Here is a 22,143-nt window from a genome sequence, read left to right as displayed (position 1 = left end):
CGCAATGCATACAAGAGTCGACGAGATCTTCTACCGTGCTACAGAGTTGAGCGGGGAGGATCGTGCGTCGTTCGTGGAAGAGGCGTGCGGCGATGACGGGGACCTGCGGCGCCAGGTGCTAAAGCTGCTTTCTGCGCACCAGCAGACCGAAGACTTCTCTGGAAGTCTCTGGCGACCTCGCGAAGACGGTGACGACGCGTGGGTCGGGACAGAGATCGGTCCCTTTACGATCCGATCGAAGCTGGGCGGTGGCGGCTTCGGGCAGGTGTTCCTAGCGGAGCGGACCGATGAGTATCGCCAGTTGGTGGCAATCAAACTGCTGCGACGAGACGTATTGGGTGGAGCCGAAGGACGATTCGAGGCAGAGCGCCAGCTCCTCGCGGACCTGCACCACCCTCACATCGCGAGGTTCTACTACGGTGGTCGGCTCGGCGATGGACGTCGCTACATCGTCATGGAGTTCGTTGACGGCGAGCCGGTCACGGAATACTGCCGCAGACACCGGGGTTCGGTCGACGACACCTTAGCGCTATTCCGCCAGATTTGCGAAGCGGTGGCTTACGCCCACAGCTACGGCGTGATTCATCGCGACATAAAGCCAGCCAACGTGCTGGTCAACAAGTTAGGCGACTCTAAGCTGCTGGACTTTGGTATAGCGAAGCAGCTCTCTGGCGAGCTAAGCGAGACAACGGCAACTGCTGGGGGGGTGGCGCCATTCACCCCGCAGTACGCCAGTCCTGAACAAGTCCTGCAGAGGCGCCTGACAGCTGCAAGCGATGTCTACGGCCTAGGTTTGCTGCTCTTCGAGATGCTGACCGGGGAGCGCCCCTATGTGGCTTCCGGGAAGTCGTTGGAAGGGATCATCCAATCGGTCTGCCATGCCAATCCACCGCGTCCCTCTGACGTAATGCGAAAAGGAGAGACGAGTGAGAAGGGCCGGCGTCCTGAAGCCTGGCGTGCGGTCCGCGGCGACCTCGACCAGGTAGTACTGAAGACATTGGCGAAAGCCCCGCAGGATCGCTACGGGACGGTGGCGGCGCTGATTGCTGATTTGGATGCGTTTCGAGAAGGTCGCCAAGTACAAGCTAGACCACTACCAACAGCGGTGCGTACTTGGCGAGCCTGTCGCCGCAGGCCGGTGGTGGCCTCTTTGGCGGCGGGGCTCGTGTTCAGCCTCGTCGCGGCGACCGCCATCACGAGTTGGCAATTGCTCGAGATCCGTCGTGCAGAGCGGGATCGGATCGACGCGCAGTTGTCGCGGCTTGCCGACGCACCCGCTGAAGTGGCCCCAATGCTGATTCGAGACTTGTCGACCCAAGAACGCGCCCTCGACGCGAGCCGCGTTCTTCTGGACAGGGTGAGCGAGGACGACAGGGCGGCGACACGATACCGGCTTGTCCTACTTGACTCAGACGAAGCCCAGCGGGACGAGGTCTACCGCTACATGCTGGAAGCGCCGATCTCGGAGGCTTTGCTATGTGCGAGGGAGTTAGCGCTGGCGGTCGACGATGAAACGACTCGGCCCGATCTGCCGGCGTCGCCACAGCCCGATTCGCAATGGCTACGCCGCACTGCTTACCGTATTGCGATAGACGCTGGGGCGCCTGAGACAGACGGCTCACGCCTCGCTCGTGCGATGGTGGCCGAAGTAGAGGACGACCCGGGATCGGTTGAATCGCTCGCGGAAACCTTTAGCTCCGTGCGCGACGAAGTCTTTCCCGAGCTAGTCGCTACGGCGGCTGAAGAAGAGACATCCCTGTCAGCTTCCTTGGCGGCAACGCGTCAGGCATTGGCGATTGATAGTCGGCCAGAGAGGCTCGCTCAATTGATCTCGAGCGTACGGCCCGAATGCCTACGGCTAAGTCTAAGGGAGGTCGGTTCGCTTGAATCGAGAGACGCAGTTGCGGACCTACTTGCAGCGGGGACCGACAGCCACAATCGGGGAGGAATGCCGCCGGGGCGGGCGACGGCGAACGCAGCTATAGCCTTGACCGCCTGGGGAAGGGCTGCCGAGGCGGGATCGCTCCTCGCCTCTGACGCGACGCCAGAGGCCCGATACCGCTTCGTCGCGGATGCCGCCGCGGCGGGCTTGGGCGTCGCTCAGGCGGCGGCTTGGTTGGACGCAAAGCTCCCGGCGCAGTTGTCGCAGGTGCCGATGCTTCTCGTCGGTGCGCTGGCGAAGGGGTCGGAAACGTTGCCAGAGGCGGTGGAGAGCGAGCTTTTGCGGTCACTTTCGATTGCGAATGAGCCGGCGGTCTGGGCAGCGTCCGCCTGGGCGATGCGTGCCTGGGTGGGCAGCGAATTCAGCGTCATGAGAGCCATACGAGCGTCCGCAGCAAACGAGCGTCCAACAGGCGGAGCTGCTTGCGGACCAAATGACCACATCCTGCTCAATTGTCAGCCGGGACCGTTGCCACAACCTCCCGGGCGAAGACGACTCGTCGACGGTTCGCTAGCGGTCGCGCCGCGGCCATCCAGAGTACGCCGCCATTTCGCAATCGCGATGTTCGAGACGACCGTGCGTCAGTACCAGGAGTTCGACCGGGAATGGCGTGCGCCTGGCGACGAGCCGCCACGTCCCGACTGGCCGGTCTTCGGGGTCTCTGCTCAGCAAGCAGCTGCCTATTGCAACTGGCTGAGCAAGCTGGACGGGATTCCTGAAGAGCAGTGGTGCTATATCCCAGACCGAGGCAGTGGAGGAGCGTTGCGGAGCGCCCCCGACCTTCTCGAGCGACAGGGGTATCGGTTGCCGACCGAGACCGAATGGGAGCACGCCTGTCGCAGCGACACGAAGACCCGTTGGTTTTTTGGCGACGATTCCGAGCTCTTGCCGCTCTTCGCCACGGTTCCGCCAAACTCGCCTCTCGGGACGAAGGCTGCGGTTGGCGTGCGCATGCCGGGGCCGAATGGTCTGTTCGATATGTACGGGAACGCTGACGAAATCTGCGACGACGATCCGGGCCGGGAGTATCCGATAACACCCGGCGGTTACTTCGTGACCCGCGGCGGAGCTGCTGGCGACATCCGGCAGCCCGGGAGCGAAGACGGCAACATCGGGCTGAACGACCCCGAAAACCCCGGGGCGGTAGCGACGGGGTTTCGCGTGTGCCGAAGCGTGATAGTCGACGCCGATTGATGGTGTCACCGGTCGCGGCGGTTGCCATTCGCCCGGTGGGCTGGTTCGTCGATCTCGTAGGAGATCGGTCGCACGGAGCCGTCGCAGAATGCGAACAAGCACGCCGAGGCGTGAGCGCTACCGAACCGCTTCGGATCTCGCCCGGGATTATCGCGAGTCGGCGTCGAGCCCCTGATCGTCAGTCGCACCGTGTCGGATGAGTAGCCGATGAGGGCAAAGCCGCGGTCTCCCTCATTCCAGCCACTCAAGTAGTCCCGCGTGCTCAGATACTTCTCGCCGAGGAGGTAAGTGTTGGAAAAGCCGTCCAAGATTTGGCGGGGCGCGAAGCTGCCGTGGAAACGGATGACGCCGCTGTAGAAGTTGTCCGGCGGCCACGGAAACGTCGTGTCTCCTTCCTCGAGAGACCGAGGTCCGGCTGTGCCGTCGCTGCGTAAAAGCGTATTCGTGCCGGCCGAGCCGCCGTTGATTGCGTAGTCGGACCTAGCTACTACGCTTGGCGGGTCGACGTTGACCAACGCGTAAGGGTTGGGGTGGGAAAAAAGGGTGGCTGATCGACGCGAGGGACAGATCAAGAGTTCCTGTACGACTTGCATTTCGCGGGCAGCCCTATCGCGCCTGCGGGCGTACTCGCCAAGTCCCGTGAGTGCAGTTGTATCGACGCCCCCTTCGACGAACGCCTGCAACGCGTAGAGCCATCCACCGGGTTGCTCGCGTCCGTATCCGCGGGTTGGATCACCGGTCCAGTCGCTTCCCCATCCGCCGGCGGGGTAGGTCTTCATCGCCTCAACATGCAGTGCGACGGCTAGCGCAAGCTGTCGAATCTGGTTGGTACAGTGTGCGAACCGCGCTCGTTCACGAGCGGCCTGCACCGCCGGCAGCAGCATGCCAAGAAGCAAGCCGACAATAGCCACGACAACAAGAAGCTCGACGAGCGTCATCCCGCGCATTTCGCTCGCAGTCTTCCCATTGCGGCCCGACGTCGCGACGGGAAACTCCACCATCAAACTGACCGCAGACGCTTCCGAGGACGGACAAGCATCGCTGCTGCCACGGCAAGCGTAGCAGCATGGATGCACGCAGAAGGTTCAGGGACGATCGCGCCGGCGGCCACACCAACGCCGTAGGAATCTCGCCATGCCAGGTCGTCGTCGCTGTCTACGACGCCGTCACCGTCCCCGTCGGCAGCGAGGCCGCCAGCCACAGTGGCGTCGCGCCATAACGTGTAGTCAGCCGCATCGATGCGACCGTCGCGGTTATAGTCCCCCGAGTCGGCCAGTAGCGCATGGCTGAGGTCGAAGTCTCCAATGCCAATCAGGCGGCCCCGAAAACCCTCGTTGAACTTGTCGTCGTCTTCGTCCCAGATGCGGGTACGGATTCGGTAAGTAGTCACTCCGTCGACGTGATTGGGCGGTGCTTCGCCTCCGAAGGCGTCCTGAAGGATGTAGGTGTCGATCACCCCTGACGCCTGGGTGCCGATGTCCCTTATGATATCGTCTAGCCATTTCGTTGTGAGCGAGGCTATCAGTGACCCATCGGCAGCAAGGAGATCGATCTCCACCCGATCGGTGAGTGCATTGTAGCCGTAGTCGACTTTCATCTCAAATTGGAGGCTGAAATAGGCGCTAGCGATGTCCGTGAACCGGAAGGCAGGTGTGGTGGCTTCGAGGCGCACGACCTCGGCCCCTTCGGAAGCTTCTGCGGCAAGAACGCCCGAGTCGGGACGCCATGACCCGCCGACTGATTGGGATTCCCAACCGTCTGGAAGCAGTGAGTTCGTGCGTCCCAGGGGCCAGGAGAGCTCAGGAGTCCAGCGAGGCTTACTCCAGTCGAATGCAATTTCTTTCAGCTCGAAAGAATGCACCTCATTGCTCGAATACGAGTCATCGCTGGCCGTCAATTGCACGACCACTCCGTCGCAACGGCAGTTCGGAGGTGGAGGTGGAACGAGGGCGAGGTCGATTGCGACGGTGTAGCGAAGCTCATCGCTCCAAGGGTCTGATTGATGGCTGAGAGACAGCTGAGCAGGGGCCACCACGGGGCTGCTGAAATCGGCGTAGCTGTTGAAGTGGAAGAACAAAACGGGAGCGTCTCCTATGTAGAGCTGATCAACGACGGCTTCGATCCGAAGAGACTGGGTCGCCATGGAATCGACAGCTAACGGGAGCACGGGGCTAATCATTCGTGAGCCGAATAGCTGTTCGTACTCGCCAGGAGAGATGAAGCGAGACGCGTAGTCGCCGTCTTGTACAAGCCAAGGCAGGAGGCCACCGTCGCTGAACGCATCGGTATATCCGGTGTTCGGATCGAACGAGTCAGCCAGTCCGGCAGTTGGCAGCCACATCAGCATTAAGACGAACGGCGCGACCGAGCAGGATGCTACGGCGTCTGCCGATCCGCCACGCCATCGGGAGAGGGGTTGATCGAGCATCACGACCCTTCTGTTGGAGGGACAAAGACGCGTTTGTGGATTCGGTCTATGCGAATACGAACGCCATCCACGCACGGCGGCGCCCCGTCGAATTCCGGTTGTGGCCCCTGAAAGTTAGCAAATCGTGTCGAATGCGTGGTCAAAGTTCGCTGCGAAGCTGTCCGAAGACGGGTCTTTCGCCCGGGCGAGTCGCTCGGCAAGGAGTCTGGATAGAGCGAGGTGGACGAGGCCTCGCCGCTAATGGTTGTCTTTTCGTTGCCTGAGACGGTTCGCGGCAGCTGGCGAGCCAAGCGAGAGTCGGCCCTACGACTCGGCGCTTGGACGGCGCCACGAAGCCCTTTCCGCCGACTGGACGTCCGCTGATCTTACCACGTGCCGTGGTTGGATTTTGCCATTCAGGCGATGGTCGATTCGACAGCCCACCAGAGAGCGCAATCTACTTCGCATATGCGGTGCGACCTTGACCGAGCGGACCGCGGTTATCTTCCACATGGGCCTAGCCTGAGCTGGACAGAAGGGACGCTCCGGGGCAGTGCGGAGCGTCACGACCAAGCCGGCAAAGCTGTCCGAGGTTGTGGTGCTCTCCAGAGTCCGCCTGCAGGACACCCGGGGTCTTCATCTCGACACCCTGAGAAGGGGTAGACATCACCGAAGGCTTTGAGGGGTTTCGTGCGAAGGCCTGGCGATGCCGCTGTCGTTGCCGGAGATAGCGGTCGAGACGGCCGCGACTCTTGACCTCGGGACGCTGATCCGGCCGGAAATGCTTTTACGCCGATCTGCCTCTATGTACACTGTCCGACCGCCGTGGTGACTGCCCCACGTTTCTCGCTCAGTTCTCCTGGCATGGCTCGACTCAATCTGACCGCGGTCGCCGTCGCTCTCGCTCTCTGCGGCGGCTGCGAAGAAAAGCCGGAGGAACCGGTCGCTGCCTCGCAAAACGCGACCGATTCGCCACAGTCCGCCACTTCGGCAGACTCCGCCAGCGAGACTCCTTCGGCTGAGAGCATGGCGGACTCTGCCGACGAGACCGTAGCCCAAGAGAGTGGTCCCGAGCCGGCCGATTCGTCAGGGGACGCCGAAAGCTCTCAGGGCGCGAAGCGCTTCGATTCGCCCGACGCCGCCGCGGCGTTCGGCCGCGATCAGCTCCGAAAGGCGGAAGCGGCACGGTCCGCGGCGGCGGGCGTCAAGGCCGCTCTGGCGGGCTGGGAGGCGGTCCGCGAGCACCAAGGGCACACGCAGTGCGACGCCCTTCGAGGCGAGCTGCTCGCTTTTTTGCAAAGCAGCCCTGCTGCTGAGGCCGGTAGCGTGGGCCGGGAGACCGAAGACCTCCCCCTCAAGATCAAATAACCCGCACCGCAATGGACTCGGACCACGAAGTCAAGCTGCGGCTGCGACGCAAGGCGACCTGCCCCCACTGCTGGTCCGAGTTCACCCCGCAATCGGTGCTGTGGGTCGCGACGCACCCCGACCTGACAGGCGACGCGGTGCTCGGCGATCACGAGCCGCTCCGCTTCACGCCGACCCGATTCAACGCCAAGGCGGTCGCCCTAGACGCCCGCGGCACGGAGTGCCACGAGCTGGCTTGCCCGCGTTGCCACCTCGTCGTGCCGCGAGCGACGCTGCAGATGGCCCCGCTGATCGTGTCGATCGCCGGCACCCCCTCCAGCGGCAAGAGCTACTTCCTCGCGGCGCTCGCGTGGTCGATGCGGCGGAAGCTGCCCGAGCTGTTCCGGCTGACCTTCGCCGAGGCCGACCCCCAAGCCAATGCGATCCTCAACAGCTACGAGCAACAACAGTTCCTCAACCCCAACCGCAACGCGATCGTCCGCCTCGCGAAGACCGAGGAGCAAGGCGACCTCTATAGCACGGTGCAGCTCGACGGGAGCGTCGTGCAACTCCCCCGGCCCTTCTTGTTCGCGGTGCGCCCCGGCGAGGGCCACCCGAGCCGGAAGCGGGCGACCAAGCTCGAGCGGCTGCTCTGCCTCTACGACAACGCCGGCGAGTCGTTCTTGCCCGGCAAGGACACGGCCGCCAACCGCTCGACCGGCCACCTCACCGACTCGCACGCGGTCGTGGCCGTCTACGACCCCACGCAAGACGTTCGTTTTCGTGAGGCGTACCAGAAGGCCGGAAGGCGAGCCGCGGCGGCGGACGACGTCGCCTCGCGGCAAGAGACCGTCCTGCACGAGATCGCGACCCGCCTCGAACGGCGGCAAGGTCTGGGCAAGACCCAGAACCGCCCCTTGATCGTCGCCCTCACCAAGTACGACCAGTGGTGGCCGCTCCTCGGGGCCGAGCGGCTGCCCGAGCCGTGGACGTTGGCTGGCGACACCGGCGCTCATGCGCTTCACCTGGGGAAGGTCGAGCACGTGTCGGACGCGGTCCGCGACGTCCTGAAGCGGATCAGCCCCGAGTTCGTCGCCGCGGCGGACGACCTGAGCGACCAGGTCTGGTACGTGCCGATCTCTGCTACAGGCTGCTCTCCCGAGCGGGACAAGGACTCCGGCCGGCTTGGGTTCCGGCCTTGCCGTGTCGACCCGATGTGGGAGGCGGTCCCGCTGTTGACGATCCTGGCCCTCACCACCGGCGGGCTCGTGCCCACCGTGAACCGGCCCCTGCGGCTGGCCAAGCCAGAGAGCGACGCCGACGAGCAAGAGGGGGCCGCGTGAGCCACGAGCTGCTCTACACGTCGGCCCAGCGCGGACTCAAGCCGGGGAGCCAAGGCTTCTGCACGGTCGAGGCCACGACGGGCATGCCGGCCCCGCTGGCCCAGTTGCTCGAGTCGCTGAGCGGCTACCGGCACCTGGCCGACCCGGGCACGCCCGGCAACCCGCCCGCGTGGCGGCACGTCGTCGCGACGCTCGGCGGCGAGCGGCTGCACGTGCTCTCTCGGGTCGCCGACGCGGGCCACGACTACTCGGGCCGGTCGAACAAGCTGGCTCACCACCTCGTGCTAGGAGCCGGCGAGCTGCCTCCCGGTGGCCCCGCGTGGCTGCAGCAGCAAGCAGCGACCCATACGCAGGAGTGGGCGGGGCAACCGCGGACGCTGCCGCACGCACGCCCCTTGCCCCAGGGCGAGCCGGCGGCCGGGCCGTGCGAAGCCTGGCGGCGGCTGACCGGCGACGCCGGTTGGGGCGGCTTCTTGCCGCAGCGGCTGCTCGGCGGCGACGCCCGCCCCCAGACGCTGATCGTTCCCGCGGGGGTCGACCCTTTGGCGCTGGCAGCCGAGAGCCTGGCGCTACTGCCGCCGGAGCAACGCTGGCGAGCCACCTACAACACGTTCCACACGAAGCTCCCGCCGAGCGTGGAGTGCCTGTGGCGCTTCGTGCCGGACGGAACGCCAGAGGCCGCCACGCTCCGCAAGCGTCCCGACCTGGGGGCGCTGGATCTTTGCCGGCCGCTGGGAGCCGCGCCGGCGGGTCGGCTTGTCGAAGCGGCCCGCGAGGGCAGCGACTACCGGACTGTCACCGCCGCTCCGCCCGTGTCGAGGCAAACACCAGCAGCCTCTCCTTTCGAGGTCGAGGGCGAGTACCAGCTCGCCGAAGCCGGCCGTCGCGTAAGAGCGCCGGGCCCGCCCCCGCCACCGTCGGGCCGCCCTCGCCCCGGTTACAACACGAGCACGAAGGAGCGATCGCTTTCGGCTTGGGCCGTCTCGCTGATTGGCTTCTTAACCGTCCTGACCATCGGCGCGGTGGTTGCGGGTGCGATTGCTATCGGTATCTACAGCGATCGCGCCGTCGACGCAGCTGCACGTACCGACACGACGGATAGCGAAGCGGACGACTTAAACCACGAGCCGCTTCAGACACCGTCTGACACTGATGACCTCGCCCAAAGCGACGTCGAGACGCCTGTCACCATAGTTTGGCCGCCGGAAAGCGCAATCGGCGGAAATGGTTTAGTCGCAAAACAGCTTCAACCGTCGCACCCTATCCTGCCGGAACCTCCGAGGGGCCCTCTACTACCTCCTCATGACAGCGTCGAGTTCGCACAGCAACTTCATTGGAGCAGCGCCGCGAACGCGTTGATCAATTTTCTACGGCCCGCAAGAGTACAGCCACGCTTAAGACTAAGCTGCCCGGCCGGATTGTTCGAAGGCCTTGAGCTGCACCCAGACGATAAGAAGGCGGAAGGAATAATTCACTTCGCAAGTGCGCTGTCAACAGATGTTTATGTATCGATTGAGGCAACTAAGTTTGGCGTGGCGATCAATGCATCGGAAGAAGCTGTGAAACGACTCGATGTCCGTTCGCTGATTGTTACTGTCGATGAAGGCAACGAGTCTCATATCGGGCCTGCGGCGCCGATCCAGAGGGCCTTTATCGACATCACCTCACGCGGGACTGCGGGCAGCAATGCCGCCAAACTCGATTTACCGCTGGGGCGAAGCCTTACGCTTAAATCTAAGGATCGAGCAATTGGAGTGCTCGAAGCTGGGCCCGAAACGAAGTCATTCGTGCTACAGCGAAAGAAAATTGGCGGCCAGTCATACGCAATCCATCTTTCGGTATCGCGGCATAGTGACGGAACCGCAGAAGCCAGCATTAAACTCTTGCCAGGTCGAAGGACGGCCTTACCGACCGACCCGGGCATCGATGAACACGCTGAAAGCTGGGCTGTATGGCGAAGAACGGCCAATGCTTTTGTTTCGTCTCTTGAGCAGCGGAATGAAAATCCGCACCAAGACCTAAGGACGAAGTTGAACAACTGGTTCGTTGAGAATCCGCAGACCTTTCCCCCTGCGCTGCAAAACGTCAATCTGACTTCCGTGCCCAGAAAATTGATTGAGCTCGCCCAGCTAGCCTCGTACGAAGATATGGTGAGGGTGCTGGTGTATGACCTTCCTTCATATGAAGTAGCGCTTCAGGTTCTCGCTGCATTATCCAGCGGTGGATCAAAGGACGGGCTTCCGGACAAGCCGGATTGGGCTGATTCTATCGCAACTCGTGAATACTGGCGAGAACGACTCGAATTCGTATCCAATATTCAAGATTACAAGGCTTTCACGTCACTCGCGGCCGACCTGCCGAGCGGCATCGATTTCGTCGAGGCGATCAACCAGGTCTATCCACAAAACGACGACCCAGAGGGTTTCACACGTGGCCGGATTACACTTCTTAAGCCTTGACGATTAGTCGACTCGCCTGCGCCATGACGGATTTACGACAGCACTTCATCGAGATCGGTACTGCTCTCGACAGCAGCGACGCCCCCGACGCTGCGCTGCTCGTCGAGCCCGCCGTCGCCTACGCCGAGGCGTGCCACGAGGCGAACGAGCGCCTCGGCGAGATCGCGAGCGTCTTGGAACGGGGGCTCCGCAGCGAAGCGATCGGCCTCGCCGAGCGCCCCCCCAGCCTGCTCGACGAGGTGCAGCAGCTCGACTTCCCCCGCCGCGACGAGTGGGTCGCCCTGCTCGCTAGCCTCGAGCTCCAGACCCCCCCTCCGCTCGCCCTGGAGCACGCCGCCGCCCTCAACCGCGCCTACGGCGAGCTGCAGACGCTCGAGCCGTTGCTGAAGAAGCAACGCACGCTGGCCCTCGGCCGGGCCCCGCTAGCGGCGCGCCTGCAGATCGCCCGGCGGCTGAGCGAGCACGACCCAGAGAACCCCGTCTGGAGCGAGACCGTCGAAGAATACGAAGGGGAGCGGGCGAAAGAGCTCGACGCCGAGCTCGGGTCCGCGGTCAAAGAAGCGGACCACGAGCGTATCGGCGCCCTCTGCCGCGCCATCCTCTCTAGCGAGTGGCTCTTCCCGCCTCCCGAGCCGATCCGCCGCCGGGCCGCCACCCTCGTGGGCGAGTCCCGCTCGGTCCAAGCCCGCCGCGCGCTCGAGGCCCTCTTGCCGCAAATCGAGTCGGCCCACAGCGAGCTCGACGAAGCCGCTATCGAGCCGCTCGCCCGGAAGTGGCGCAACCTAGCCGAGACCGCCAGCCTGCCGGCCGACGACCCCCTCGCCGAGCGGGCCGCCCCCGCGTTGGCGTGGCGCGACGAGGTCGCCCAGCAGGCCGCCGAGCTCGCGGCGTTCAACCGCGCGGTGCTGGGTCTCCGCCAGCGGCTGGAGAGCAGCTCCGAGGCGGGCGGCATCCGCAGCGCCTACGAGGCGGCCCGCCGCTTCGGTCGTCCCCTCCCAGAAGAGCTCGAGGCGCGTGTCGAGAACCGCCTGGCTTCGCTCGACCGCCAGCGGGCGATCCGGCTGCGGCTGCTCGCGATCGCCGCCGGCTTGCTGCTCGCCGCTACCGTCGGGGCCGTTGGGTTTTATTCGTGGCGGGCGGCTCGGCAACGGGCGGTCAACGAGCACGCCGCGCAGCTCGCCGAGATGCTCGACGCAGAGCGGCTCGACGAGGCCGCCGCCTACGCCCAGAAGGTCCCGGCCGGGCTCGCTAGCCAGCCGCGGATCGCCGCGGTTGTCACGGACGTCAACGCCGCAATCGCCGCCCGTGACCGCACGGCCGAGGAGTTCGACCGCCTGATCGCCGAGGCCGAGGCGCGCGACCCGACCCAGCCCGACCACGGCCTGCTGGCCCGCCTCGAGGAGCTGGCTCGGACCGACTCGGAGCGATCCCGCGTAGCGGAAGTGCGGGCCGGTGTGACCGCCGCCGAGCGAGAGATCCGCCGCGACCGCGAGCGGCGGCTCGGGGCGGCCCTACAAGACTGGATGGACCGCCTCAGCGTCCTCGAAGCGCGGCTAGCCGAAGGGGAGCGGCTGACGGAGCAGCAGCGGCTGACGCTCGTCGACGACGCGGTCACGGCGCTGCGGGCCTACCCGGGCGTCGCCTCGAGCTACGAGAAACGAGCCGACACGTTGGTCCGCAAAGCGCGGGGGCTCGTCCGGCTCGACGAGAGGCTGGGCGCGCGGTCTCGCGACGCCGAGGCCGTCTTCGCAGCGATCGGCTCCCCGAAGGTCTACGCCGACGCCGCGCTGCGGTACCTGCAGGAGCACGCCGACACGCCCGGCCGTCCCGCCGCGTTACGCGTGGCGCAAGACGCCACGTGGCGCGACCTCGAGCTTTGGGAAGCCGTCTGGGGGCCCTACCGCTCCGATGCAGGGGAGCTGACACCCACCCAAGCCGAGTTGCTGCTCGCCGCGGGACGCGAGCTGCTCTCCCCCGACGCCAGCCCCCAGGGGCCTCTCGCCGAGGCGTTCCGCAAGCAGGAGCCCCACCTCGAGAAGGTAGCTGGCCGCCAAGCCGCCTTGAACAAGCTGCGCGGGTGGCTCGAGGAGCCGCTCTTCTCGCGGATGTGGGCCGTGAAGCGTTCGAATGACGGGGTCGTCTACAGCAACACCCCCCCCAAACCGGACGGCCAGAGCGTCAGCTACACGGAGCTCGTCTCGGCTCTTGGCGACACCCAGACACGCGGGACGGTCAACCCGAAGTGGACCGGCCTCGCGCCGCACGCCGAGGTCGCGCAGAGGATCCTACGAGACCTCGACCCGAGAGCGCCGCTCGCCGACTGGGACCGATACTTCGCCACCGAGGCGGTGCGGCTAGCGGGAGCGCTCTCCGATCCGGCCGCAAGCAGCCAAGACCCGCAGCGTCCGGCGATCCACCCGCAAGTTGGCCTCGACCTGTTGCGGCGGCTGCTCGTGACCGGAGCGGCCGGCAGCCTGCCGTACGAAAACGCGGTGCGGCCTACCCTCGACCGCATCAACAACTCACCGGTCGACTTCCTCGCCCCTTGGTACCTGAGCGACACCCAGCGCGCCTCGGACGCCCTCCGCGAGGCCCGCCGCGTCGCAGCGGGGCTGGGCCGCCTCGACCAGCCGTTCCGCTCCGCGACCTACCGCGAGGCCCGGTCTGCTGTGAGCACGCCCCCGCCGGCGTATCGGTGGGTCGGCGCGGTCGACGCGACCGTCCCGGCCGAGCCCCGGATCCGCTTGATCCCCGAGCCGCCGGGCGACTGCCCGCTGGTCCTGTGGGACCCCGCGGCGCAATCGATGGCGCCCGCCGGCCGGGTCAAGGCGGGCCGGCTCGAGCCCGGCCAGCTGGTCGGCGCGCCGCTGTTCACGCCGGTCTTCGCCGAGCTGTCCCGACCCACCCAGCCGAGCAACTAACGGGTCCCCCGCATGAGCGCCAGTTACCACGTGCGGATCCGCGGCCGGGTGCACGGCCCGTTCGATCTGGCGAAGACCCGGGAGCTGATCCAGAAGGGCCGTCTCGGCCGGATGCACGAGGTCTCGCTCGACGGCCGCACCTGGGAGCCGGTCGGCTCGCGGAGCGAGTTGTTCGAGAGTGCGTCAGAATCAGTCCAAACTCGCCCCTCGGTCAACTCCTCGAGCCCGCCGCAATCGCGAGATATCGACGAGGAGGGCTGGTACTACTCCCAACATGGCGAGAACGCAGTCGGGCCGGTCTCATTCCGCCATTTGCAAAGCTTAGCGACCACCGGCGCCCTTTCTCCCCAGGATCAGCTATGGGCGCCGAACGCCCAACAATGGGCAGAAGCCGGTTCGTTTATCGGGCTGGCTAGCCATTTTCGGAAGCCCGGGCCAAGCAGCAAGGGCAACAAGGCCGAATCGGAGGGAGAATTGGACTTAAGCGAGATCGAACAGGCGGTCGGAGGGGCTGCCGGTTGGAGGTTCTTCGTGACGCTCTGGCTACTTCTGTTTGGACTTCTGACGGTACTCGCCGCGTTCGCCCCGCGTGTCGGAGCCGGCCCAGACGTTAGTCCTCGTCTGATTGCCCTCGCTTTTGGGTTGAGCCTTGTCGTATCCGGCTGCTTCCTTTGGGGGCACTGCCGTCAGATCCGGGCCTTGCGGTATCGGTTCGACGAGGGCGCACTTAAGTCTTACCTGAGGTCGGAGAACCGCTTCTGGTTCGCTTCCGGTTTGGGGTTGCTTATCACCTTCATCGCGATTCTCGTCGCAGTCGCCGTCGAGATCGGACTACGCTATTAGCCGATCGGCGATGACGCTCTGACGGTGAAATGAACACGGAGACCTTCTCGCCATCGAAACTGTAGCCCCACCGACGAACACGCCGCCGCCGATAGGGAAACACTCCGCGCTGAGCCACTCGGCCGCCGACCCGGAGGCGTGGCTGGGCCTGCAGGGACGGCGGCCGACGCAGGTCAACACCTTCGCTGCGTTGTTGCTAGGCGCGGCGATGGCGGGCGTGTTCTACGCCTTGCTCGCGCCGCTCACGGCCACGGCGATCCACGCCATGTTCTTCCAGCGGGGGGTCATCCCCCCCATCATCGCGGTCGCTGCCGGCTGGTGCGCCGCTTTGCTGCTATTGAAGCGGCTCAAGTTGTCGGTCCAGCGCCGCGCGTTGGGCCGTGTCGTCGTGCCCCAAGAGGCCGACTTTGTCCTCTCCCCCTCCACGGCGCAGCGGGTGCTGGTCGAGGTCTACCGCGCCGTCGACGACCCGCGGCGATTCGTGCTCTTCAACCGCGTCGTCCACGGGCTGTCGAACCTCCGCAACCTGGGCCGGGTCACCGACGTCGACGAGATCCTCCGCGGCCAAGCCGAGCAAGACGAGGCCGCCCTCGAGACCAGCTACGGGGTCGTGCGCGGGCTGATCTGGGCGATCCCGACGCTGGGGTTTATCGGCACCGTGCTGGGCCTCTCCGACGCGATCGGCGGCTTCGGCCTGGTGCTCGGGGCGGCCGAAGACATCGACGCCCTCACGACCTCCTTGCGGGGCGTCACCGAGGGGCTCGCGACCGCCTTCGACACCACGCTCGCCGCGCTGGTCGCCGCCGTGATGCTGCACATCGTCTACACGCTGCTCTACAAGGCGGAGCTCGAGCACCTCGACGACTGCGCCGAGTACTGCCAGCGGCACATCATCAACCGCCTCCGCTTGACCCCGTACGATGAGCCGACGCCGTAGGGGCGCCTCGGCGGGGCCCGTCTCGCTGTTTGCCTTCCAAGACATCGTCACGACCGTGACCGGCGTGCTGTTGCTGGTGGCGTTGACGATGGCGCTGCGAGTCGCCGAGACACGCGAAGACGCGTCGGTCGAGTCGCTGCTGGCCGAGCGTGACCGGCTCGAGGCGAGCCTCGCGGGAGCCGAGGCGCGGGCCGACGACCTGGCCTCACGGGTCGATCGCCTCGACGACGACTTCGTCGGCACGGCGGACCTCAACACGAGGACCGCGGCCGAGACGCTCGCCGCGGCGCAAGACGAGTCGGCGTCGCTACGCGCCCAGATCGCCGAGCTGACGGCCGCCGCCGAGTCCCGCGAGCGAGAAGCCCAGCAGCTGAGCGAACGCTTGGCCGACGAGGCGGCGCAGCGGATCGCCCGGTTGCTCGAGCAGCAACACGAGGCCGAGCGACGGCTCGAGCAAATCCAGTCTTCCAACCGGATGCTCTTCAACCTGCCCGACCCCAGCGCCGGCCCGATCCTCGTCGTCGAGCTCTTCCCGGATTACGCGCTCGCCGCCGAGGCGGGCGTCCGCCAACGGCCGCGGCGTTTCGACGGCGGCGACTGGCCCGGCACGCTCGCCGCCTGGCTCGGGGACCAGCCCCCCGCGTCCCGCTGGATGCTGTTCTGCCACCCGGGGGCGGTCCGGCCGCTGGAAACGGTGCGCGAGACCGGGCGTGAACTAGACCGCGACGTCGGCTTCGACCTGATCCCCGGCGGGGTGATCGTCGTCGATCCCGAGCACGGAGTCCCCCCCTCGCCATGAGACGCCGCCGCTCCCACGCCGAAGAGTCGAGCCTCGATTTGCTGCTCGACACGATCACCAACGCCCTGGGCGGGGTGGTGCTCATCGCGCTGCTGGTCGCGTTGCTGCCCAAGCACTCGCAGACCGAGCGGGGCGACCGTGGCGAACTCACCTCGGCGGTCGAGCGCCTCCGGCGGGAACTCCGCTCGGCCGAACTACAGAGCGAGGGCCTCGCCGAGGAGCTCTCCCTCGCGGCCGACCTGGCCGCCGCGGGCGCCAACGCCGAGCTGAAGCGCCTCGTCGCCGACGTCCAAGCGGCCCGGGCCGGACGCGACCGCTTGGCGGCCGCACGCGACTCGGCCGCGAGCCGGCTCACCCAGGCAGAGCTCCGAGCCGAAGCCTTCGAGCAAGCCTCTCTAGACAGCGAGCGGGCCGAGAAAACGGCCAGCGACGAGCTGGACCGGCTCAAGTCGCTCCTCGCGGAGGAGGTCGCCTCCCGCACCCAGCCGCTCCCCCTGCCAAGAGAGCAGCGGGCGCGCCGGGCTTCCGCCGACGCGGTCGTGAGGTACGGCCGCCTCTACTACATGCGGAACGCGTCGCCCCGAGACTCCCACGACGCGAACCTCGAGGACTTCTTCGATCTCGGGACCGAAGGAGGGCTTCTCGGGGAACGCTACCGGGTGCTTACCCCCAAGCCGTGGCGGGGCGTCCCGATCTTGGCGGGCGAGGGGGTCTCGGCCGCGGCTCGAGCCAGCGTCGCGGCGTGGGACCCCGGCTCCTACGACTTCCACATCGCGGTGTGGGACGACTCCTTCGACGCGATGGTCCGTCTCCGCGAGTGCCTCGTCGAAGAAGGGTTCCGGTACCGCCTGATCCCGATGACCGAGGGGGGAGAAGTACAAGAAGGCTACGTCCCCGACCCGCGTGTGCAGTGACGCGGAGGGGTCTCCCGGCCGACGAGCCCGCAGCCGCCGCCCCCGGCGTTCGTACCGGAAACACCGGTTGATCGTTGAGGCGATCGGCTCGGCCGATCGCCCGACCGTGATGTCGGGGTCTCATCGCAGCGTCACGACCCGGCCGGGGCGGAATCCCAATCACCAAACTGGATTCCAAGCCAGGCCTTCTCGCCTCTTGGCCGCCACGCCGCAGCGGTCTACGCCATCGACGCTGCGTGTTGACGCCCCCTCTATTGCCAAGCGACCGCTCCACCAGAACCAAGCAGGCCTCTACGAGACCAGCTCTTTGTTTGCACGACTTATGCCAAGTGCTTTCGGCGGGCGGCTTCGGCATCCTGCGACGGCTGCTCTGCGAGCGGCTTGCCATGGCTGGATGCGGAGGCGCCGTGTTCCGAGAGAACGCGGTCCGCGTCAGACACGCAGATTGGCGCCCTGCCAAGCGCCGTGAGCTGCCGAAGGCTGGCGGCGAACGCATCGACTCCGCCTTGGGCACGCAGCTCAAAGTGAGTCGCCGATCCACCGGTCTCGCCGCCAGCTGGCCGCTAGCCAAAGACACGCAACGCGCCAGAAACAGCGTTCAGCGGCGGGCCCGATTTCTACGACCGCACGCCGGAGTTGGCATCGGTTCGTGAAGCGTCACAGAGGCCGCCAGCTTCGTCCTTGGCGGACTATGGCGAGTCTGATTCCAAAGGCGCGCTCCGGTTGGTGTCCGCCAGCGGCTGAGGGACAAGGACAACCGATCCACCCGGCCGGCGAAAGGGTCGACTGCTCGGCTGACCCCGGCTCGACACGGGCCAGCCACTGCATCCGCAGCCGCGAGTCTGGTAGAAACCACGCGATCCCGAATGGGACCAAGCAACCAGAGGGAGCGGGCCACGGACAAGGCCCGCCGTCGACGCCGCCCGACTCTTCTCGACGCCGATGAGCAACCCGTTCTTCGACCAGCCGATCCTCAACTCCCCCTACGAGTACCCCACGCGGCACTGGGAGCTCGACGAAGAGGGTCAGCCGACCCAGCAGATCGTCGAGAAGCGGCGGCCGGCCGAGTTCGTCACGCCGATCCCCAAAGCGAAGAAGCGGAAGCGGTCCCGGCAGCAAGAGCTCGGACTGGACGACGACGCCGACCTCGAGTCCGAGGTCTCCACGGCCCAGCAGCAGTACGCCAAGACGGCCGAGCTGGTCAACGACATCCGCGCCGAGGTCGACGCGTGGCGGAAGTACGCCGACGCGAAGAGCCAAGGCGTCACCCCCGAGACGGCCCGCCTGCTCGACCATTGGCGCAACCACGCGTTCTCCGGCGTCCGCCCCTTCTTCTGCCAGGTCGAAGCGGTCGAGACCGTCATCTGGCTGACCGAGGTCGCCCCGAAGACCAAGAAGGGCCAAGACTTCCTCGCCCGGCTCGAGCAGGCCAACGACGAGGCCAACCCCGGCCTGGACCGGCTCGCCCTCAAGCTGGCCACCGGAGCCGGCAAGACGACCGTCATGGCGATGCTGATCGCCTGGCAGACGATCAACGCGGTGCGTCGCCCGGGGAGCAAACGCTACACCCGCGGCTTCCTCGTCGTCGCGCCGGGGCTGACGATCAAAGACCGCCTCCGCGTGCTGCAGCCGAACGACCCGGACAGCTACTACGAGTCGCGCGAGCTGGTCCCCACCGACCTGATGCGCGAGCTGGGCAAGGCGAAGATCGTCATCACCAACTACCACGCGTTCAAGCTCCGCGAGCGGATGGAGCTCTCCAAGGGCACGCGGGCGCTGCTGGAGGGCCGGGGCGAAGAGCTCCAGACCCTCGAGACCGAGGGCCAGATGATCCAGCGGGTCATGCCCGACCTGATGGGGATCAAGAACGTGATGGTCCTCAACGACGAGGCCCACCACTGCTACCGCGAGAAGCCGGGCGACCCCGACGAAGACGACGCCCTCGACGCCGACGAGAAAGAAGACGCCAAGGAGAACGCCGAGGCGGCCCGCATGTGGATCTCGGGCCTGGAGGCCGTCCAGCGCAAGCTCGGCTTGCTGCGGGTGATCGACCTGTCGGCCACCCCCTTCTTCCTCCGCGGCTCGGGCTACGCCGAGGGGACGCTGTTCCCCTGGACGATGACCGACTTCTCGCTGATGGACGCCATCGAGTGCGGCATCGTCAAGCTGCCGCGCGTGCCCGTGTCGGACAACGTGGCCAGCTCCGACGTGCCGATCTACCGCAACCTGTGGACGCACATCCGCAAGAAGATGCCCAAGAAGGGCCGCGGCAAAGCGACCCGGCTCGACCCGCTCAAGCTCCCCCCCGAACTGGAAACGGCCCTAGCCGCCCTCTACGGCCACTACGAGAAGACCTTCCACCAGTGGCGGGAGGAGGGGATCGACGTGCCCCCCTGCTTCATCGTGGTGTGCAACAACACGGCCGCGTCGAAGCTGGTGCACGACTATATCTCTGGCTTCGACCGCGAGAACTCCGAGGGGGAGACCGAGTACATCCCCGGCCGGCTCGAGCTGTTCCGCAACTACGACCAGAACGGCCAGCCCCTGGCCCGCCCCCGCACGCTGCTGATCGACAGCCACCAGCTCGAATCGGGCGAGGCGCTCGACAAGAATTTCCGTGAGGCCGCGGCGGTCGAGATCGAACGCTTCCGCGACGAGATCATCGAACGGACACGAGACGCCGAGGCGGCTCGCAACCTCACCGAGGCCGACCTGCTCCGCGAGGTGATGAACACGGTCGGCAAGAAGGGCCGGCTCGGCGAGCAGATCCGCTGCGTGGTCTCCGTGTCGATGCTCACCGAGGGGTGGGACGCGAACACCGTGACCCACATCCTCGGCGTGCGTGCGTTCAAGACCCAGCTGCTCTGCGAGCAGGTCATCGGCCGCGCGCTCCGCCGCCAGTCGTACGACGTCAACGATTCAGGGCTGTTCGACGTGGAGTATGCCGACATCCTCGGCATCCCGTTCGACTTCACCGCCAAGCCGGTCGTCGCCAAGCCCAAGCCCCCCCGGCCGACGGTCCACGTGCGCGCGGTCAGCCCCGAGCGCGACGCGTGCCGGATCACCTTCCCGCGGGTGGAGGGCTACCGGGTCGAGCTCCCCGAGGAGCGGATCGAGGCCACGTTTGGCCCCGAGTCGACGCTCGAGCTCACCACCGACCTCACCGGCCCGACCGAGGCCCGCAACCAGGGCATCGTCGGCGAGGCGGTCGACCTCAACCTGATCCACACCGGCAAGGTCCGCACCAAGCAGGTCGCGTTCGAGATCGCCAAGCTGCTGGTCGAGAACAAGTTCCGCGACAGCAACGACCAGCCCAAGCACCACCTCTACTTCCCGCTGGTGCGGGTCGCCCAGGACTGGATCGAGAACCACCTGGTCTGCCGGGCCGGCACGTTCCCCGCGCAGCTCATGCACCGCGAACTGGCCAACATGGCGGTCGAGCGGATCGCCGCGGGGATCGTCACCCGCTTCGAAGGGGAGCGGCCGATCAAGGCGATCCTCGACCCGTACAACCCGACCGGCTCGACCTCGAACGTCCGCTTCAACACGTCCAAGACGCTCCGCTGGCAGACCGACTCGCGCAAGTGCCACGTCGACTGGGCGATCTGCGACAGCACGTGGGAGCAAGAGTTCTGCCGCTTGGCCGAGCAGCACCCGCGCGTGTTCGCGTACGTCAAGAACCACAACCTCGGCTTCGAGGTCCCCTACCTGTACGGGAACGTTCCCCGCCGCTACCTGCCCGACTTCCTCCTCTTGGTCGACGACGGCCGCGGCCGCGACGACCCGCTCCACCTGGTCGTCGAAGTGAAGGGCTACCGCGGCGAAGACGCCGTCGCCAAGAAACTCACGATGGACACCTACTGGGTCCCCGGCGTGAACAACCTGGGCGACTACGGCCGCTGGGCGTTCTACGAGCTGACGAACATCCTGACGATGAAGGACGAGTTCGCCGAGCGTCTCGAGAACGAGTTCCGCGACATGATCGCCGCCGCGGGCGGACCGAAGGAGAGCTGAGCATGGCGATCTACCAGATCAGCGGCGACCGGTTCGAGGTTGTCCCAACCACAACCTTCGCCGCCGCCGGAGTACGCGAACGCCAGGACCTCCAGCGGTTCTTGCGCGACAACATCGACGCGGTCGCGCCGGGCACGCTCGTCATCGCCGAGGAGTTCGGCGAGTGGGACGAGAGCCGACGACGCATCGACCTGCTCGCCGTCGACAGCGACGCGAACCTCGTCGTCATCGAGCTGAAGCGCACCGAAGACGGCGGCCACATGGAGCTTCAAGCGATCCGCTACGCGGCCATGGTGTCGACGCTGACGTTCTCTCGGGCCGTCGAGGTGTTCGCGGCCTACCTCGAGGCCCGCGGCGACGACCGCGACCCGGAGCAGACCCTCCTCGACTTCCTCGGTTGGGAGTCCGACGAAGACGGTGAATTCGCTAGCGACGTCCGCATCGTGCTTGCGTCGGCCGAGTTCTCGAAGGAGCTCACCTCGAGCGTTCTCTGGCTCACCGGACGCGGGGTCGACATCCGCTGCGTGCGCATCCGCCCCTACGGCGACGCGGGACGCGTGCTGCTCGACGTCCAGCAGCTGATCCCGCTTCCCGAAGCCGAAGAGTTCCAGGTCCGCATCCGCGAGAAGCAGAGCGAGGAACGCGCTTCTCGCCGTTCCCGACGCACGGCCCCAAAGTTCCGCGTCGTCGTCAAGGGAAAGGTCTACGACGCGCTGCCACGCAACCAAGCGATCCTGCGCCTGATCCAGGGCCTCTGCCAAGCGGGAGTCGACCCCGAAGAGATCGCCGCGGTGATCACTTGGAGAACGAAAAACGACACCCTCTTCCGGTCGGCCGACGGAGACTTAGACCCAGACGCCTTCGTCGCAGCCCTCACGCACCGCGCGACGGCGACGCCTTCCTCCCTCGCAAGTGGTTCTTAGCGGAAAGCGACCTGATCCACACCCGCGGCAAGACCTACGCGGTGAACTGGCACTGGGGCGGCGGGGCCGAGAAGGCGATGCGGAAGCTGATCAACCAATT

At 66.2% G+C, this 22,143-nt stretch carries 13 protein-coding genes; 11 read left to right on the top strand and 2 right to left on the bottom strand.

Annotated features, from left to right (window positions below; all coding sequences use genetic code 11):
- The first annotated feature begins 4 nt into the window (after positions 1 to 4).
- Entirely contained in the window at positions 5 to 3,136 is a 3,132-nt protein-coding gene (locus tag RIC11_RS09725) for a protein kinase domain-containing protein (RefSeq protein ID WP_350210704.1), read from the top strand.
- Between the two features lie 5 nt (positions 3,137 to 3,141).
- Here RIC11_RS09725 and RIC11_RS09720 read toward each other — a convergent pair whose 3' ends face one another.
- Both RIC11_RS09720 and RIC11_RS09715 read right to left on the bottom strand, forming a co-directional pair.
- Positions 3,142 to 4,074 (bottom strand): DUF1559 family PulG-like putative transporter, encoded by a 933-nt coding sequence (locus tag RIC11_RS09720; RefSeq protein WP_350210702.1) that lies wholly within the window; start codon positions 4,072 to 4,074, stop codon positions 3,142 to 3,144.
- Positions 4,075 to 4,136: 62 nt separating this feature from the next.
- Positions 4,137 to 5,564, bottom strand: coding sequence for a hypothetical protein (locus tag RIC11_RS09715; RefSeq protein WP_350210700.1), 1,428 nt, complete (start codon positions 5,562 to 5,564; stop codon positions 4,137 to 4,139).
- Positions 5,565 to 6,407: 843 nt separating this feature from the next.
- Between RIC11_RS09715 and RIC11_RS09710 the strand changes: the two genes are divergently transcribed.
- From RIC11_RS09710 to RIC11_RS09665, 10 genes are all read left to right on the top strand, one after another.
- Entirely contained in the window at positions 6,408 to 6,911 is a 504-nt protein-coding gene (locus RIC11_RS09710) for a hypothetical protein (RefSeq protein ID WP_350210698.1), read from the top strand.
- A gap of 11 nt (positions 6,912 to 6,922) precedes the next feature.
- Positions 6,923 to 8,233, top strand: coding sequence for a hypothetical protein (locus RIC11_RS09705; RefSeq protein WP_350210697.1), 1,311 nt, complete (start codon positions 6,923 to 6,925; stop codon positions 8,231 to 8,233).
- The gene (locus RIC11_RS09700; protein ID WP_350210696.1) at positions 8,230 to 10,692 is read left to right on the top strand and encodes a GAP1-N2 domain-containing protein; all 2,463 of its coding nucleotides are present in this window, start codon (positions 8,230 to 8,232) and stop codon (positions 10,690 to 10,692) included. The genes RIC11_RS09705 and RIC11_RS09700 overlap by 4 nt, the downstream gene beginning before the upstream one ends.
- A gap of 23 nt (positions 10,693 to 10,715) precedes the next feature.
- Positions 10,716 to 13,613 (top strand): hypothetical protein, encoded by a 2,898-nt coding sequence (locus RIC11_RS09695; protein ID WP_350210695.1) that lies wholly within the window; start codon positions 10,716 to 10,718, stop codon positions 13,611 to 13,613.
- A 12-nt stretch (positions 13,614 to 13,625) separates the two neighbouring features.
- Positions 13,626 to 14,456, top strand: coding sequence for a GYF domain-containing protein (locus tag RIC11_RS09690; protein WP_350210694.1), 831 nt, complete (start codon positions 13,626 to 13,628; stop codon positions 14,454 to 14,456).
- A 208-nt stretch (positions 14,457 to 14,664) separates the two neighbouring features.
- Positions 14,665 to 15,393, top strand: coding sequence for a MotA/TolQ/ExbB proton channel family protein (locus RIC11_RS09685; protein WP_502879384.1), 729 nt, complete (start codon positions 14,665 to 14,667; stop codon positions 15,391 to 15,393).
- Complete coding sequence (locus RIC11_RS09680) at positions 15,377 to 16,192, top strand: hypothetical protein (RefSeq protein WP_350210691.1); 816 nt, start codon at positions 15,377 to 15,379, stop codon at positions 16,190 to 16,192. The genes RIC11_RS09685 and RIC11_RS09680 overlap by 17 nt, the downstream gene beginning before the upstream one ends.
- Entirely contained in the window at positions 16,189 to 17,106 is a 918-nt protein-coding gene (locus RIC11_RS09675) for a hypothetical protein (protein WP_350210689.1), read from the top strand. The genes RIC11_RS09680 and RIC11_RS09675 overlap by 4 nt, the downstream gene beginning before the upstream one ends.
- 942 nt (positions 17,107 to 18,048) lie before the next feature.
- Complete coding sequence (locus tag RIC11_RS09670; protein WP_350210687.1) at positions 18,049 to 21,120, top strand: BPTD_3080 family restriction endonuclease; 3,072 nt, start codon at positions 18,049 to 18,051, stop codon at positions 21,118 to 21,120.
- 2 nt (positions 21,121 to 21,122) lie between these two features.
- On the top strand, positions 21,123 to 22,043 hold the full coding sequence (locus RIC11_RS09665; protein WP_350210685.1) for a hypothetical protein: 921 nt from the start codon (positions 21,123 to 21,125) through the stop codon (positions 22,041 to 22,043).
- The last annotated feature ends 100 nt before the right edge of the window (positions 22,044 to 22,143 follow it).

The sequence above is a fragment of the Botrimarina sp. genome (assembly GCF_040219535.1).
Lineage (GTDB): Bacteria > Planctomycetota > Planctomycetia > Pirellulales > Lacipirellulaceae > Botrimarina.
The sequence above is the reverse complement of the archived record's forward strand: the minus strand, read 5'-3'. Positions and strand labels throughout refer to the sequence as shown.